The following is a 15,910-nucleotide window of genomic DNA, read 5'->3' on the forward strand; positions in this document are numbered from 1 at the left end:
TAGCTCCCCGCCCGTTGTCGTGGGTGTCCGGCCGGCACGCGGCTCACACCCCGAGTTCGTTGTCGATGAAGTCCAGTACCTGTTCGGCGGTGGCCGTCTCCAGCTGGTCCGCCGCGTCGTCGCCGTCCGGGGCGGTGGCGTCGCCGGCCGCGGTGAAGCGGGCGAGCAGCGCCTCCAGTCGGGCGGCGACGGCCGCTTGGTCCAGCCCCTGTGCGAGGGCGGCGGACAGCGCGTGCTCGACCCGCGCGACCTCCCGCAGGGCCTCGGCCGTCGCGTCGCCGGCCGGGGCCGGTGCCCCGTCGGGGGCGAGCCGTTCGGCCAGGTGGGCGGCGAGCGCGCGGGCCTGCGGGTAGTCGAAGACCAGGGCCGCGGGCAGCTTCAGGCCGGTCGCGGCGGCGAGCCGGTTGCGCAGTTCGACGGCGGTCAGCGAGTCGAGGCCGAGCTCCTTGAACGGCGTGTCCACCTGCACCGCGTCCGGGTCGGCGTGCCCGAGCACCCCGGCCGCGTGGGTCCGCACCACCCCGGTGAGAAGTTCGACGCGTTCGTCCGCGGTGAGGGCGGCGAGCCTGGCCGGCCAGTCGTGCGCCCCGCCGGCCGCCGCCGCGGTCGGCCGGGCGGCGGTGGGCGCGCCCTCGGCCGCCAGGGCGCGGAGTACGGCGGGCACCGCGGTGTCGGAGGCGGCCGGGATACGGGCGTCCAGGTCCAGGGCGAGCAGGTCGGGACGGCCGTGGGTACGGGCCGCGGTCAGCAGGGCGCAACCGCGGGCGGCGCTGGTCGGCTTGATGCCGTACCGGTCGATGCGCGCCCGGTCGGCGGCCGACAGCGTCCCGGTCAGACCGCTGGTGGCCTCCCACAGCCCCCACGCCACGGACAGACCGGCATGGCCGCGCACCCGGCGCCGGGCGGCGAGGGCGTCGCAATAGGCGTTGGCCGACGCGTAGTTGGCCTGGCCCGGGGTGCCGAGGGTGGAGGCGAAGGACGAGAACATCACGAACAGGCCGAGGCGCGTCTGACGTGTCGCCTCGTCCAGGTGGTGCGCGGCGGCGGCCTTGGCCGCCCACACCCGGGCGAGACTGTCCGAACTCTGCGCCCCGATCAGGGCGTTGTCCAGGACGCCGGCCGCGTGCACGACGCCGGTCAGCGGATGCGCCGGGTCGATCCCCGCGATCAGCTCGGCGACCGCTCCGGGTTCGCTGACGTCGGCCGCCGCGAAAGTGACCTCCGCACCCAACTCGCCCAGACGCGCCGCCAGTTCGTCCGCCCCTTCGGCGGAGCCGCCGCGGCGGCTCACGAGGAGCAGGTGCGCGCATTCGCCGGTGCGGGCCAGATGTTCGGCGACGGCGGCGCCGATGGTGCCGGTACCGCCGGTGACGAGGACGGTGCCCTCCGGGTCGAGCGGCGCGGGCACGTCGAGCACCAGCTTGCCGGTGTGCTTCGCCTGGCTCATGTACCGGAACGCCTCGCGGGCCCGCCCCAACGGCCGTGCGGTGACGGGCAGCGGGGCCAGCGCCCCGTCCGCAAAGAGCCCGCCGAGCCGCTCGAGCAGCTGCCCGAGCCGTTCGGGCCCGGCGTCGGCGACCAGGTCGAAGGCCCGGTACGACACTCCGGGGTGCGCCAGTGCGACGACCTCGGGCGCGCGGAGATCGCTCTTGCCCATCTCGACGAACCGTCCGCCGTCGCCGAGCAGCCGCAGCGAGGCGTCGATGAACTCACCGGCCAGGCTGTTGAGTACGACGTCCACGCCACGCCCACCGGTGGCCCGGCGGACGGTCTCCTCGAAGTCGAGGTCACGGGAAGACGCACGGTGAGCGGCATCGATGCCCATCGCGTCGAGCACAGAGTGCTTGGCGGGACTCGCCGTCGCGAAGACCTCCGCACCCAGATGCCGGGCAATTCGCACGGCCGCCATACCCACACCACCAGTACCGGCATGGATCAGCACCCGCTCCCCCGCCTTCAGGCCGGCCAGCTCCACCAACCCGTACCAAGCCGTCAGGTACGCGGCGGGCGCTGCGGCGGCCTGACGCATGTCCCAGGCCGCGGGGACGGGAGCCAGCATCCGCGCGTCGGCGACGGCCCAGGGGCCGAAGGCGCCATCGAGCATGCCCATCACCCGGTCACCGACGGACACCCGGCTGACGCCCGGCCCGACCGCGGTCACCACACCGGCGGCCTCGGTGCCCGGCACCGCGTCGGGCTCCGGATACATGCCCAACGCGATAAGGACGTCACGGAAGTTGACCCCGGCGGCGTGGACGGCGACGCGGACCTGTCCCCGCTCCAGCGGGCGCAACACCTCGTCGCACGGCTGCGCGGTGACCGCGTCCAACGTCCCGGACTCCCCGCCGACCAGCCGCCAGGCCCGAACCCCGGACGGCGCGGCCAGCTCGACGGGCGCCTCGGCACGGGCCCACCGGGGGATGAGCACCTGCCCGTCCCGCACGGCGATCTGGGGCTCCTGAGCGTCCACGGCGGCCCGCACGGCGTCCACCACGTCGCTACGGGACGACGCCTCACCGAGCGGTCCATCGATGTCGACCAGCACGAAACGGTCGGGGTGCTCCGACTGTGCGCTGCGCACCAGGCCCCAGACGGCGGCACCGGCCGGGTCCGGCGCCCGCACGACCCCGGAGTCCTCGGCGGAACCGCCCGCGTCCACCGCTCCTCGGGTCACGAACACCAACTGGGCCTGGTCGAGGCTCGGCGCGTCGAGGAAGGCCTGGACGACGGACAACACGCGGCCTGCGAGGGCGAGTTCATGAGTCTCGGCGCTGGTGGTGTCGATGGGGGCGAGCACCAGGGAGGGTGTGGGGGCGGTGGCGTCGACGAGCGCGGCCACGTCCCTGAACCGGTCCGGACGACGCCGCGCCGGGTCCGGGTCGTCGTCCCCGAGGGGCCGGTCGAGGGCCCCGAGCACGACGTGGTCGGAGGCGCCAGGTGTGTTGCCACTGCCGTCGGCCGGTACGGGCAGCGGCGACCACCGCAGTTCGTACAGCCCGTCCGTGTCTGGCGTCACGGTGGCGCGCACGGCCTCGGCGCTGGTCGACCGGAGCCGCAGCTCCGCGACGTCCACCACGGGGCCGCCGGCGGGGTCGGTCACCGTCAGGGACACCGTCTCCTCGTCGCCGCCGCCGAGTCCCGTCAGCCGGACCCGGACGGTGGTGGCCTCCGTGGCCCACAGGGAGACGCCGCTCCAAGTAAAGGGCAGGAGTACGTCGTTGCCTGCCGAGGCTGACCCCGCGCCGGCGTCTCCGTCCGCGTCCTCCTCCGAGGCTGCGTCCGCGCTCCGCTGTGCGAGCAGGGGGTGCAGGACCGCGTCCAGCAGCGCCGGGTGCACCCCGAACCCGGTGGCCGAGCCTGCCGCCTCCGGCAACTCCACCTCCGCGAGGAGCTCTTGGTCGTGCCGCCAGAGTGCCCGCAGCCCGCGGAAGGCGGACCCGTACGCGTATCCGGCGGCGGCGACGTCCTCGTAGAAGTCGCTCACGTCCATCGGCTCGGCGCCCGCAGGCGGCCACTGGCCGACCTCCCGGGCCGGCCGGGACGCCGCGTCGCGCCCGAGCTCACCGACGGCATGACACACCCATGCGCCGCCCGCGTCCGCCCCGGACGCGTCCCGCTCGGGGCGCGAGTACACGCGTACGTCACGTCGCCCCTGCTCGTCCGCCGCGCCCACGGCCACCTGGACCTGGACGCCCCCGGACGCGGGCAGCACCAGCGGCGCCTGCAGCGTCAGCTCCTCCACCGTGGCGCAGCCCGCTTCGTCGGCGGCCCGCAGCACCCACTCGACCAACGCGGCACCCGGCACGAGCGCCACCCCTGCCACCACATGCCCACCGAGCCAGCCACCACGCCCGACGGAGACGCGACCGTCGAGCACCACGCCCCCGTCGGCGAGCGCCACGACGCCGGTCAACTGCGGGTGCCCGGAGCCGACTTGGCCTGCCCCTGCCTCACGTGTCACGGAGTCGGCCAGCCAGTAACGCCGGCGCTGGAAGGCGTAGGTGGGGAGGTCGACGGTACGAGGAGTGGGGTCGGCCGGAAACCAACGGCGCCAGTCGACCTCCGCACCCGCGGTGAAGGCGAGCGCGGCGGCACGGGCCAGCTGGGTGGAGTCGCCGTGGTGACGGCGGAGGGTGGGGACGACGGTGGCGGGCACGTCCGCCCGCTCGATGGTCTCCTCCATACCGAGGCCGAGCACCGGGTGGGCACTGGCCTCGATGAAGAGCCGGTAACCGTCGGCGAGGAGGGCGTCGATCGTGTCCGAGAAACGGACCTGCTGACGGAGGTTGGTGACCCAGTACTCGGTGTCCAGGGCCGTGGTGTCCGACAGGCGCTCGGCCGTCACCGTGGAGTAGAACGCCACGTCGGTGCGGGTCGGTTCGATGTCGGCCAGGCGCTCGGTGAGGAGATCGTGGAGCTCGTCGATCTGGGGGCCGTGGGAGGCATAGCCGACGTCGATGACGCGGGCTCGTAGTCCTTGGGATTCCGCCTCGGCCACGACTGCGGCCACATGCTCGGGCGGGCCCGAAATCACCGTAGAAGACGGTCCGTTGACGGCAGCCACGCACACACCCGGCCGGTCGCCGATCAGCTCAGCAGCCTGCTCCGGACCCGCGCCCAGGGACGCCATGTCGCCGTGCCCTTGCAGCTGCCGCAGCGCGTCACTGCGTACGGCGACGATCCGCGCCGCATCCTCCAACGACAGCGCACCGGCCACACAAGCGGCCGCCATCTCACCCTGCGAATGCCCCACCACGGCGGCCGGGACGATCCCATAGTCCGCCCACACCGCGGCCAGCGACACCATCACCGTCCACAGCACCGGCTGCACGACCTCGACCCGGGACAACTCCGCCCCGTCCCCGCGCAACACATCCGTCAACGACCAGTCCACGTAAGCCGACAGCGCCCGCTCACACTCACCGATCCGCGCAGCGAACACCGGCGACTCATCAAGGAGTTGGGCACCCATCCCCACCCACTGCGACCCCTGCCCCGGAAACACCAACACCGGCCCAGGACCCACATCCCCCGCCACCCCGGACACCACATCCGCCGACGCCTCACCCGACGCCAACGCACCCAAACCCGACGTCAAGACGTCCCGGTCACGCCCCACCACGACCGCCCGGTGCTCCAGCACCGACCTCGTCGTGGCCAGCGACCAGCCGACCTCCACCGGCAGCGCCGCCGGGTCGCCCGCGACGAAATCGCCGAGCCTGCGGGCCTGTGCGCGCAGAGCGTCCTCGGTCCGCCCGGAGACCACCCACGGCACCACCCCGCCCACCGGAGCGTGCTCGGGCTGCCGCCCTTCGGGGACACCCCCACCCTCCGGCTCGGCAGGCGTCTGCTCAGGCGCCTGTTCCGGTGCCTGCTCCAGGATGAGGTGCGCGTTCGTGCCGGAGATGCCGAACGCGGAGACACCGGCGCGCCGGGGGCGGCCGGTCTCCGGCCACGGGGTGGGCTCCGTGACGACCTCGACCGCTCCCGCGTCCCAGTCCACGTGCGGGCTGAGTTCCTCGACGTGGAGCGTGGCGGGCACCAGGCCGTTGCGGAGGGCCATCACCGTCTTGATGACGCCCGCGACGCCGGCAGTCGCGTGGGTGTGGCCGATGTTGGACTTGAGGGAGCCGAGCAGCAGGGGGCGTGCGCGGTGCTGCCCGTAGGTGGCGAGGAGCGCCCCGGCCTCGATGGGGTCGCCCAGTTTGGTGCCGGTGCCGTGCGCCTCGACGGCGTCGACCTCGGCGGGGGTGAGCCGAGCGCTGTCGAGGGCGGCGCGGATCACCTGTTCCTGCGCGGTGTCGTTGGGGGCGGTCAGGCCGTTGCTCGCGCCGTCCTGGTTGACGGCCGATCCGCGGATGACGGCCAGCACGTCGTGTCCGTTGCGGCGGGCGTCGGAGAGCCGTTCCAGGAGGATCAGGCCGATGCCTTCGGAGAAGCCGGTGCCGTCGGCCGCCGCGGCGAACGGCTTGCAGCGGCCGTCGGGCGCAAGCCCCCGCTGGCGGCAGAACTCGGTGAACATCAGCGGGCTCGACAGGACGAGCACGCCGCCCGCGAGGGCCAGGTCGCACTCGCGCTGGCGCAGCGCCTGCGCCGCCAGGTGGATGGCGACGAGGGAGGCCGAGCAGGCCGTGTCGACGGTGACGGCCGGCCCTTCCAGACCGTAGGTGTAGGCCACCCGCCCCGAGATGACGCTGGTGAGGCTTCCGGTGGTGGCGTGCCCCTCGAACCCCTCGGGGATACGCGGGAGTTGGGACATGTAGTCCTCGCTGGACACCCCGGCGTAGACGCCGGTCCGACTGCCCTTGAGCGAGACCGGGTCGATCCCGGCACGCTCGAACAGCTCCCAGGACGTCTCCAGCATCAGCCTCTGCTGCGGGTCCATCGCCAGCGCCTCGCGCGGGCTGATGCCGAAGAAGTCGGCGTCGAAGGAGCCCGCGTCGTCCACGAACCCGCCGTGCCGCACATAGCTGGTGCCGTAGTGGGCCGGGTCCGGGTGGTACAGCGCCTCCAAGTCCCAGCCGCGGTCGGTGGGGAAGTCCTCGATGGCGTCCTTGCCCGCGGCCACGAGGTCCCACAGGTCCTCCGGGGACGCCACGCCGCCGGGGAACCGGCAGGCCATGCCGACCAGGGCCACCGGCTCCTGCCTGCGGTCCTCCTCCTGCACGAGGCGACGACGCGTGTCGTGGAGCTCGGTGGTCACCCTGCGCAGATACTCGACCAGTTGCTCTTCACTCGCCATGTGGGGTCACCCGGCCTTCGGAGTGGGGGTCGCGCGCGAGGTGTCGTGCCCGACACCCAGCTCGTTGTCGATGAAGTCGAAGATCTGGTCGGCGGACGCGCCCTTGAGGCGGTCGGCGGCGCCGTCGTCCTCGTCCGCTGTGGTGTTCGTGGCCCGCCACCGGGTGAGCAGTGCCTCAAGCCGCGTCGTGATCTCGTCCGTCTCGCCGTGGGACAAGGGGGACGACTCGCCGGTGAGCGCGGCCAGGGCGTTCTCCATGCGGGTCAGGTCGCTCAGCACCGATCCGGCGCCGGGCGGCGCGTCGACCGTCACCCGTGCGGGCGCGCCGGCCGCGCGCGTGCCGGTCGACTCGTCCGGCCCGGTCAGCCGCTCGCACAGGTGTCCGGCGAGGGCCGCCGGGGTCGGGTGCCGGAAGACGAGCGCGGTGGGCAGGCGGAGCCCGGTGTCCTCCACGAGCCGGTTGCGCAGTTCGACGGAGGTCAGCGAGTCCAGACCGAGCTGCTTGAAGGTGGCGTCACCCCGCAGCGCCGCCGGGTCGGTGCGGCCGAGGACCGCGGCGGCGTGGGCGCGTACGGCGTCGACGAGCAGGCGGAGCTGTTCGGCCGCGGAGAGCCCGGCCAGACGGGCGGACCAGTCCGTGGGGGGCCTGCGGTCGGCGGCGGTGCGGCGGGCCGGGGGCCGCGCCGCCGCCAGGGCGCGCAGCGGGGCGGGCAGCGCAGCGGGCACCGGGGCGGCGTCCTCGCCGGCCAGGGCGCCGCCGAAGGCCGGGCGGACGCCGAAGAGGGGGCGGCCGCCGTGCGCGCGTGCGGCGTCGAGGAGGGTGGGGATGCGGCCGGGGGGTGTGCCCTTGATGTGGGAGCTGGGGCCGCGGTCAGAGACGGAGGCGGGGGCGCTCGGGGGGCCGTACGCCAAGGCCACGCCCGTCGTGTCGGCGCAGTGCCGTCGCAGGGCGAGGGCCTCGCGGAACGCGTCGGCCGCGGCGTCCGCAGCGGACCGGTGGACTCCCACGGAGGCGCCGGCCGGGAAGAGGACGGCGAAAAGGGCCAGTGGCCGGTCGGCGGCGGTGGCCTGCGCGGCCGCGCGGTGCAGGGCGGCCGTGACGCCGGCGCTCGCGGCCCAGGCCTCGGCGAAGGTGGGGGCCGGGGTGCCCGCGGCGGGGGCGGCGGCGGTGACGTGGATGACGCCGGTGAGGGGGTGGTCGGAGGGCGTCGCGGCGAGAGCTTCGGTGAGGGCGGCCGGGTCGGACGGGTCGGCTTCGATGACGCGCACGGTGGCGTCGCCGGAGCTCAACTCTCGTACCAGCGCCTCCAATTCTTTTGCTCCCGACGCCTCCGCATAGGAGTCGGTCAGCAGCAACAGATGCTTGCACTCCCCGGCCCGTACGAGGTGTTCCGCGACGGCGGCGAGCGGAGCCCCCGCAGACCCGGCCCACCCGGCCCACCCGGCCCACCCGGCCGACCCGGCGATCAGCAAGGTGCCGTCCGGGTCGAGGGCCCGCCCTTCGCCGTCCGCGACGCCCGTGGCCGCGAGTCGCGGTACGAGGATGTCCCCCGCGCGCAAGGCGAGTTGCGGCTCGTCGGCGGCGAGAGCCACGCTCACGGCGCGCTCCAGGTCGGAGCCCGGGCCGCCCTCCCCCGCCCTCGCGCCGTCGACGCCCGTGTCAACGAGGAGGAAGCGCCCCGGGTACGTCGACCGGGCGGCCTCGACGACCCCTCGTACGGCGGCGACCGCCGGAACGGGCAGCCGACCGTCGCCCACCGCGACCGCGCCACGCGTCACGAACACCAGCGGGACGTCGGCGAACCGTGCGTCGCCGGCCCAGCGTTCGACGAGGTCGTCGGCCCACCGCGCCGCAGCCAGCCCGGCCCGGACCTCCTCGCCCACGTCAGCCGCACCGGCCGCACCGGACGTGTCAGCCGTATCGACCACATCAGCCGTACCTACCGCACCGTCCGCACCGACCCCACCACCCACGAAGCCCGCGTCGGCCACGGGAACATCGACCAGAACCGCAGAGGGCACAGGCGGCACCCCACCTTCGACCGCCGCAACCAGCGCCCCCAGGGACTCGTACCCGCCCTCCCCCAAGACCGCCCAGCCGGACGCGCCACCCGTCCTCGCACCGTCCGCCCCGGCCCCGGACGCCGGCGCCGTCGCCCCCGGCACCCACCGAAGCTCGTACAGGTCGGACACGCGTCCACCCGCGGCCCGTACGTCCCGGGCGCCCGCCGCCACGAGGACCAGGCCCTCGCACGTCAGCACCTCCGCACCGGCCGGGTCGCTCACAGCGACCCGCCAGGTCCGACCCCCCTCGCCCGGCGTCCCGGCCGGCTCGTCGTCCAGCGGCGTGAGGCGGACCCGTACGGACGTGGCGCCCGTGGCCCACAGGGAAACCCCCGTCAGGGCGAACGGCATCCACACCTTGCCGGTGTCCCCGCCCTCGCGTCCGTCCGGGCGGTCCCCGAGCAGCGCCGGATGCAGCGCCGCGTCGAGCAGCGCCGGATGGATGCCGAACCCGGCCGCGTCCGGGGCCTCTTGGGGCAGCGCAGCTTCCGCAAACAGTTCGGCGCCCCGTCGCCACACCGCACGTACCCCCGTATAGGCGGGTCCGTACCCGACGCCGGCATCCGCTGCCCGCTCGTAGAAACCGGTCAGGTCGACGGGCTCGGTACCGGCCGGCGGCCACGCCTCAACCCCGGAGCCCTCACCACCCGGACCCGTGGGGCCTCCCATGGCCGCCCGCACGGGCTCCACCACCAGTTGACCGTCCGCGTGGCAGGTCCAGGGCGCACCGCCCCCGTCGGGACCGGCCGCGTCCTCGGGGCGGGCGTAGACGTGCAGTTCACGGTGGCCGTCCCTGGCGTCCGCCGGGCCCACCACGATCTGCACCTGTACGCCCGCGTCCTCCGGCAACGTCAGCGGAGCCCGGAGCGTGAGGTCCTCGACGCCCGCACACCCGGCTTCGTCGGCGGCGCGCAGCGCCCACTCCGCGAGTACCGACGCGGGCACGACGGGCGTGCCGAGAAGGGTGTGCTGGGCAAGCCAGGGATGGCTGTGGCGTCCGATACGGCCGGTGAGCAACCGTACGTCGCCGTCGGCGAGTTCGGCGGCCGCGCCGAGCAGTGGATGCCCGGCCGGGGCGAGACCGAGCCCGGCGACATCCTGGCCGCCCGCGGGCGCCTCCAACCAGTAGCGGCGCCGCTGGAAGGCGTACGTGGGGAGCTCGATGCCGGACGCCCCGGCGGCCGGGAACCAGTCCTCCCACCTGACCGCGCACCCGGCACCGAAGGCCTGCGCCAGGGAGAGGGTCAGGCGGTCCAGGCCGCCGTCGTCGCGTCGCAGCGTCGGCACGGTGACCGCGGCGGCCCCGGCCTCCTCGAAGGTCTCCTGCAGGCCCAGGGTGAGGACCGGGTGGCTGCTGGACTCGACGAAGACCCGGTGCCCGTCCGCGAGGAGCGCGCCGACGGCGTCGGCGAACCGGACCGGCTGCCGCAGATTGGTGATCCAGTAGTCGGTGTCGAGACCTGTGGTGTCGACGCGGGTGCCGGTCACGGCCGAGTAGAACGCCACGGGCGCGGCGACGGGGCGGACACCCGCCAGGGTGCGGGTCAGTTCGTCGGCGATGGCGTCGACTTGGGGACTGTGGGAGGCGTAGTCGACATCGATGACACGGCCTCGCAGACCGCGCGCCTCGGCGTCGGCGACGACGGCGGCGACCTGCTGCGGGGGCCCCGAAATCACCGTGGAGGACGGCCCGTTGACGGCGGCGACGCCCACACCGTCCTGGCCGGCGATCAGCTCGGCGGCCCGCCCCTGCCCCGCTCCGAGCGAGGCCATGGCGCCCCCACCCGAGAGCTGCCGCAGCGCCTGGCTGCGCAGGGCCACGATTTTGGCCCCGTCCTCCAGGGTGAGCGCTCCGGCGACGACGGCCGCCGCGATCTCGCCCTGGGAGTGGCCGACGACCGCGGCGGGCGTGACGCCGTGATCGGCCCACACAGCGGCGAGGGACACCATGACGGCCCACAGCACCGGCTGCACGACCTCGACCCGGGACAGCTCACTCCCGTCCCCACGCAGCACGTCCGTCAGGGTCCAGTCCACGTAGGCCGACAGCGCCTGCTCGCACTCACCAATCCGTGCCGCGAACACCGGTGACTCGTCGAGGAGTTGGGCGCCCATGCCCACCCACTGCGACCCCTGCCCCGGAAACACCAACACCGGCCCAGGACCCACATCCCCGGCCACCCCGGACACCACATCCGCCGACGCCTCACCCGAAGCGAGTGCGCCCAAGCCGGCCGTCAGCGCCGCACGGTCGCGCCCCACCACCACGGCCCGGTGCTCGAAGACCGCCCGCGTGGTGACGAGCGCCCGCCCCACCTGTGTCGCCGTCGCATCCGGGTGCGCCGCCACGAACTCGCCCAGTCGGGCGGCCTGTTCGCGCAGCGCCGTCGCGGAGCGTCCGGAGACCACCCACGGCAGCGCGGCACGGTCCGCCGCGTCCCGGCCCGTCTCCGAAGACCGGTCATCCTGCGCCTTCCCGGGCGCTCCCTCGGGGATCTCCTCAATGACCAGGTGTGCGTTCGTACCCGAGATGCCGAAGGAGGAGACCGCCGCCCGGCGCGGTCGTCCGCCGCGCGGCCACGCGACGGGTTCGGTCAGCAGCCGGACCGCGCCCGACGACCAGTCGACATGTCCGCTCGGCTCGTCCACGTGCAGCGTGGCCGGCAACTCCCCGTGGTGCAGGGCCATCACCATCTTGATGACGCCCGCCACACCCGCGGCCGCCTGCGTGTGACCGATGTTCGACTTCACCGAACCCAGCCACAACGGCCGGTCCTCGGCCCTGCCCCGCCCATACGTCGCCAGCAGCGCCTGCGCCTCGATCGGATCGCCCAGCGTCGTCCCCGTACCGTGCGCCTCGACCACGTCGACCTCGTCCGCGGCGAGGCGGGCGTCAGCGAGGGCGGCGCGGATGACGCGTTGCTGGGAGGGGCCGTTGGGGGCGGTCAGGCCGTTGCTCGCGCCGTCCTGGTTGATCGCGGAACCCCGCACCGCCGCCAGCACGCGGTGGCCGTTGCGCCGCGCGGCCGAGAGCCGTTCGAGGAGGACGAGCCCCACGCCCTCGGCCCATCCCGTGCCGTCGGCGCCCTCGGCGAACGGCTTGCAGCGGCCGTCGGGCGCCAGACCCCGCTGGCGCGAGAACTCGGTGAACATGCCGGGCGTGGCCAGGACGGTGGCGCCGCCGGCCAGGGCCAGCTCGCACTCGCCGTTCCGCAGCGCCCGCGCCGCCAGGTGAAGCGTGACCAGGGACGACGAGCAGGCGGTGTCCACCGTCAGGGCGGGCCCCTCCAGGCCGAAGCTGAACGAGAGGCGGCCGGAGGCGACACTCGGGGTGCTGCCGGTCAGCAGATAGCCGTCGGTGGACTGGGACGGTTCGTGGAGCCGGGGCCCGTAGTCCTGTCCCGTCATGCCGACGAAGACGCCGGTGGGGCTGCCCTTGAGCGTCCGCGGGTCCAGGCCCGCCCGCTCGAAGGCCTCCCAGGCACATTCGAGGAGCAGCCGCTGCTGCGGGTCGACGGCCAGCGCCTCGCGCGGGCTGATGTCGAAGAACTCGGCGTCGAAGTCGGCGGCGTCGTAGAGGAATCCGCCCTGACGCGTACTGCTCGTGCCCGACCGGTCGGCGTCGGGGTGGAACAGGCGCTCCAGGTCCCAGCCGCGGTCGGTGGGGAACGCGCCGACCGCGTCGGTGCCGTCGGCGACCAGCCGCCACAGGTCCTCCGGTGACGTGGCGCCGCCCGGGTAGCGGCAGCTCATGGCGACGATGACGACGGGGTCCTCGTCGATGGCGGCGTCGCCGTTGGGAGCCGGCGGGGTGGTGGCGGCGGGGGCGGGTGTGCCGATGACTTCGGCGCGCAGGTGCGCGGCCACGGCCAAGGGCGTCGGGTGGTCGAAGGTCAGGGTGGCGGGCAGGGGCAGGCCGGTCGCCGAGCCGAGCCGCTCGCTCAGCTCGGCGGCGGCCATCGAGTCGAAGCCCAACTGTTTGAAGGTACGGGCGGTTTCGACCGTGCCCGAGCCGGAGCCGAGCACGGCGGCCACGTGGTGGGCGACCAGCCCGAGCAGGGTGCGTTCCTGGTCGGCGACCGTGAGCGGGGCGAGCCGTCCGGCGAGCTCGGCCCGCGCCCCGCCCGTCGCCGGGGTCATACCCCCGGGCTCCGCCTCATCCGTGGCCTCGGAGATCTCCGGGGTCCCGTCCGGCCAGTACCGCTCGCGCTGGAAGGCGTATGTGGGAAGGCTCAGGCGAGCGCCGGCGACGGCGCGGTCCCGGTATGCGGGAGGGAGGTCCCCGTACGCGGGAGGGAGGTCCCCGTACGCGGGGGTGAGGTTCCCGTACGCGGAAGTGCGGCCGACGTACGCGGGCGTGAAGTCGACGTCGGCGCCGCGCACGTACGCCTGCGCCAGGGCCGTCATGAACGTGGTCGCCTCGTCGCGCCCGCGGCGGCACACGGCGACCGCCGCGGGGCGGGGGCGGCTCGGGTCCTGGGACGGCGTGGGGAAGCACGCGCGGGCCATCGCACAGAGCGGCGCGTCCGGACCGAGCTCGACGAAGGTGGACACGCCGGCCTCGTACAACTCCCGTATGCCGGAGAGGAATTGGACGGGCTCCCGAGCGTGCCGCGCCCAGTACTCGGGGTCGGCGTACTCGGCTCCGGAGACGGGCCGCCCCGTGATGTTGGAGATCACGGGGAGGGTGGGGGCGCTGAAGGTGAGGCGGGCGGCGACGGCGCGGAGTTCGTCGAGGACCGGATCCATGTGCGGCGAGTGGAAGGCGTGGCTGACCTTCAGTCGGTGGGCCTTGCGGCCGCGCGCCCGCCAGGTGGCGGTCAGTTCGTCGACGGTGTCGCGGTCCCCGGAGACCACGACGGAGTCCGGGCCGTTGACGGCGGCGAGGGTGACGTGCTCCTCCTGCCCGGCGAGCAGTTCGGCCACCTCGTCCGGGCTCCCCTGCCAGGCGGCCATCGCGCCGGGCGCCCGTACGGTCTGCATCAGCCGGCCGCGGGCGGCGACCAGAGCGCTCGCGTCGGACAGGGAGAGGGCGCCGGCGACATGGGCGGCGGTGATCTCGCCGACGGAGTGGCCGAGGACGTGGTCGGGCCGCAGCCCGAAGGACTCCACCAGGCGGTACAGGCTCGTCTCGATCGCGAAGAGCGCGGGCTGGGTGTACGCGGTCCGGTCGAGAAGGGAGAGGTGTGCGGGGTCCTCGCCGAGGACGACCTCGCGCAGGGGGTGGTCCAGATGGCCGTCGAGCGCGGCGAAGGCTTCGTCGAGGGCGTCGGCGAAGACGGGGAAGGCGGCGTACAAGTCGCGTCCCATTCCGGCCCGTTGGGCACCTTGCCCGCTGAACAGGAAGGCGACCTTCCCGTCCTCATCTGCCTCACCTCGAATGACGGACGGGGTGTCCGCCCCCGCGGCGAGCGCGTCGAGGGAGCCGGCCAGTCCGTCGGTGTCACGGCCGAGCACGACTGCGCGGTGGCCGAGGGGCGTACGGGTGCGGGCCAGCGCGTGCCCGACCCGCGACGGGTCGGGGGCGGCGGGGAGTCCGCGCAGATGCTCGCGCAACCGCCCGGCCTGGGCCCGCAACGCGACACCACTGTGGGCGCTCACGGGCCAGGGGGTGGGCGGGGCCGCCGCGGTGCCCCGGGGGTTGTCGGACCTCGGTGCGCCACCCTCCCCCGCCCCCGGCGCCTCCGCCAGCACCACGTGGCAGTTCGTGCCGCCCATGCCGAATGAGGACACCCCTGCCGTCAGGGGTTCCTCGGGGTGCGGCCAGGCCGCCGGTTCCCGCTGGACCCGCAGGCCGAGGTCGGTCAGCGGGATGGCTGGATTCGGTTCGGTGAAGTTCAGGCTCGGCGCCAGCCGCCTGTGGTGGATGCTCAGCGCGGTCTTGAGCAGCCCGACGACGCCGGCGGCGGCTTCGAGGTGGCCGACGTTCGTCTTGGCGGAGCCGACCGCGAGCGGCGCCGTACGCGCCCCGTCCTGTCCGAGCGCGGCGCCGAGCGCGGCTGCCTCGACGGGGTCCCCGACGGGCGTGCCGGTGCCGTGCAGTTCGACGTACTGGATCCGGTCCGGTGTCACCCCGGCCCGGTGGCAGGCCAGCCGCACCACGTCGCGCTGCGCCTGCCCGCTGGGCCGGGTGAGTCCTTCGGTCGCGCCGTCGCTGTTGACGGCGCTCCCCCGGATCACGCAGTACACGGTGTCGCCGTCGCGGCGCGCCGCCGCCAGCGACTTGAGCACCACGAGTCCCCCGCCCTCGCCCCGTACGAAGCCGTCGGCACGGGCGTCGAACGTGTGGCAGCGCCCCGTCGCGGAGAGCCCGCCGAAGCGGGCCTCGGCCAGCTCGGTGGAGTGCGGCGAGCAGATGAGGCTGACGCCGCCGGCGAACGCCGTCTCGCTCTCGCCGCCGCGGATGCTCTCGCAGGCCAGGTGCACGGCGACGAGCGAGGAGGACTGCGCGGTGTCGACGGTCAGACTCGGCCCCGCCAAGCCGTACGTGTACGAGATGCGGTTGGCCAGAATGCTGCGGTGCACGCCGGTCATGGTGTGCCGGGTGACGGCCGCTTCGGTCCCGCGGTCGAGGACGTGGGCGTAGTCGTCCCAGAAGGCACCGACGAAGACTCCGGTGCTGCTGCGCGCCAGGTGAGCGGGCCGGATCCCCGCGTCTTCCAGGGCCTCCCAGCTCAGTTCGAGGAGCAGCCGCTGCTGGGGGTCCATCGCCGCGGCCTCACGCGGGCTGACACGGAAGAACGCCGCGTCGAATCCGTCGATCCGGTCCAGGTAGCCGCCGGGTCCCCGGAGTCCGGAGTCGACCCGCCGCCGCTCGGGCGGCGCGTCACGCACGGCGTCGCGCCCCTCGCTCAACAGCCGCCAGAACGCCGCCGGGTCGCCCGCGCCGGGCAGCCGGCAGGCCATTCCGACCACCGCGACCGGCTCAGGCCCGACACCCGCACCGGACCCGGACCCGGATTCGGACCCAGCCCCGTGCCCCGAGGCCATCACGTCAGCCGCGGTCGACGTCGGAACAACTGGCTGCCACAAGACATCAACGGCGCTCCCGGTCCGAAATCGGAGATCGCTACGAGTACGGCTCATCGTGGGCGGGCTCTCTAA

General features: G+C 74.4%; 2 protein-coding genes. Both read right to left on the reverse strand.

Annotation, left to right across the window (positions count from 1 at the left end; translation table 11 throughout):
- Positions 1-43 precede the first annotated feature (43 nt).
- Complete coding sequence (locus ACFYO9_RS08150) at positions 44-6,742, reverse strand: SDR family NAD(P)-dependent oxidoreductase (protein ID WP_358779099.1); 6,699 nt, start codon at positions 6,740-6,742, stop codon at positions 44-46.
- A gap of 6 nt (positions 6,743-6,748) precedes the next feature.
- Entirely contained in the window at positions 6,749-15,796 is a 9,048-nt protein-coding gene (locus tag ACFYO9_RS08155; RefSeq protein WP_358779102.1) for a beta-ketoacyl synthase N-terminal-like domain-containing protein, read from the reverse strand.
- Between the last annotated feature and the right edge of the window lie 114 nt (positions 15,797-15,910).

The organism is Streptomyces sp. NPDC005863, from assembly GCF_042871345.1.
Lineage (GTDB): Bacteria > Actinomycetota > Actinomycetes > Streptomycetales > Streptomycetaceae > Streptomyces.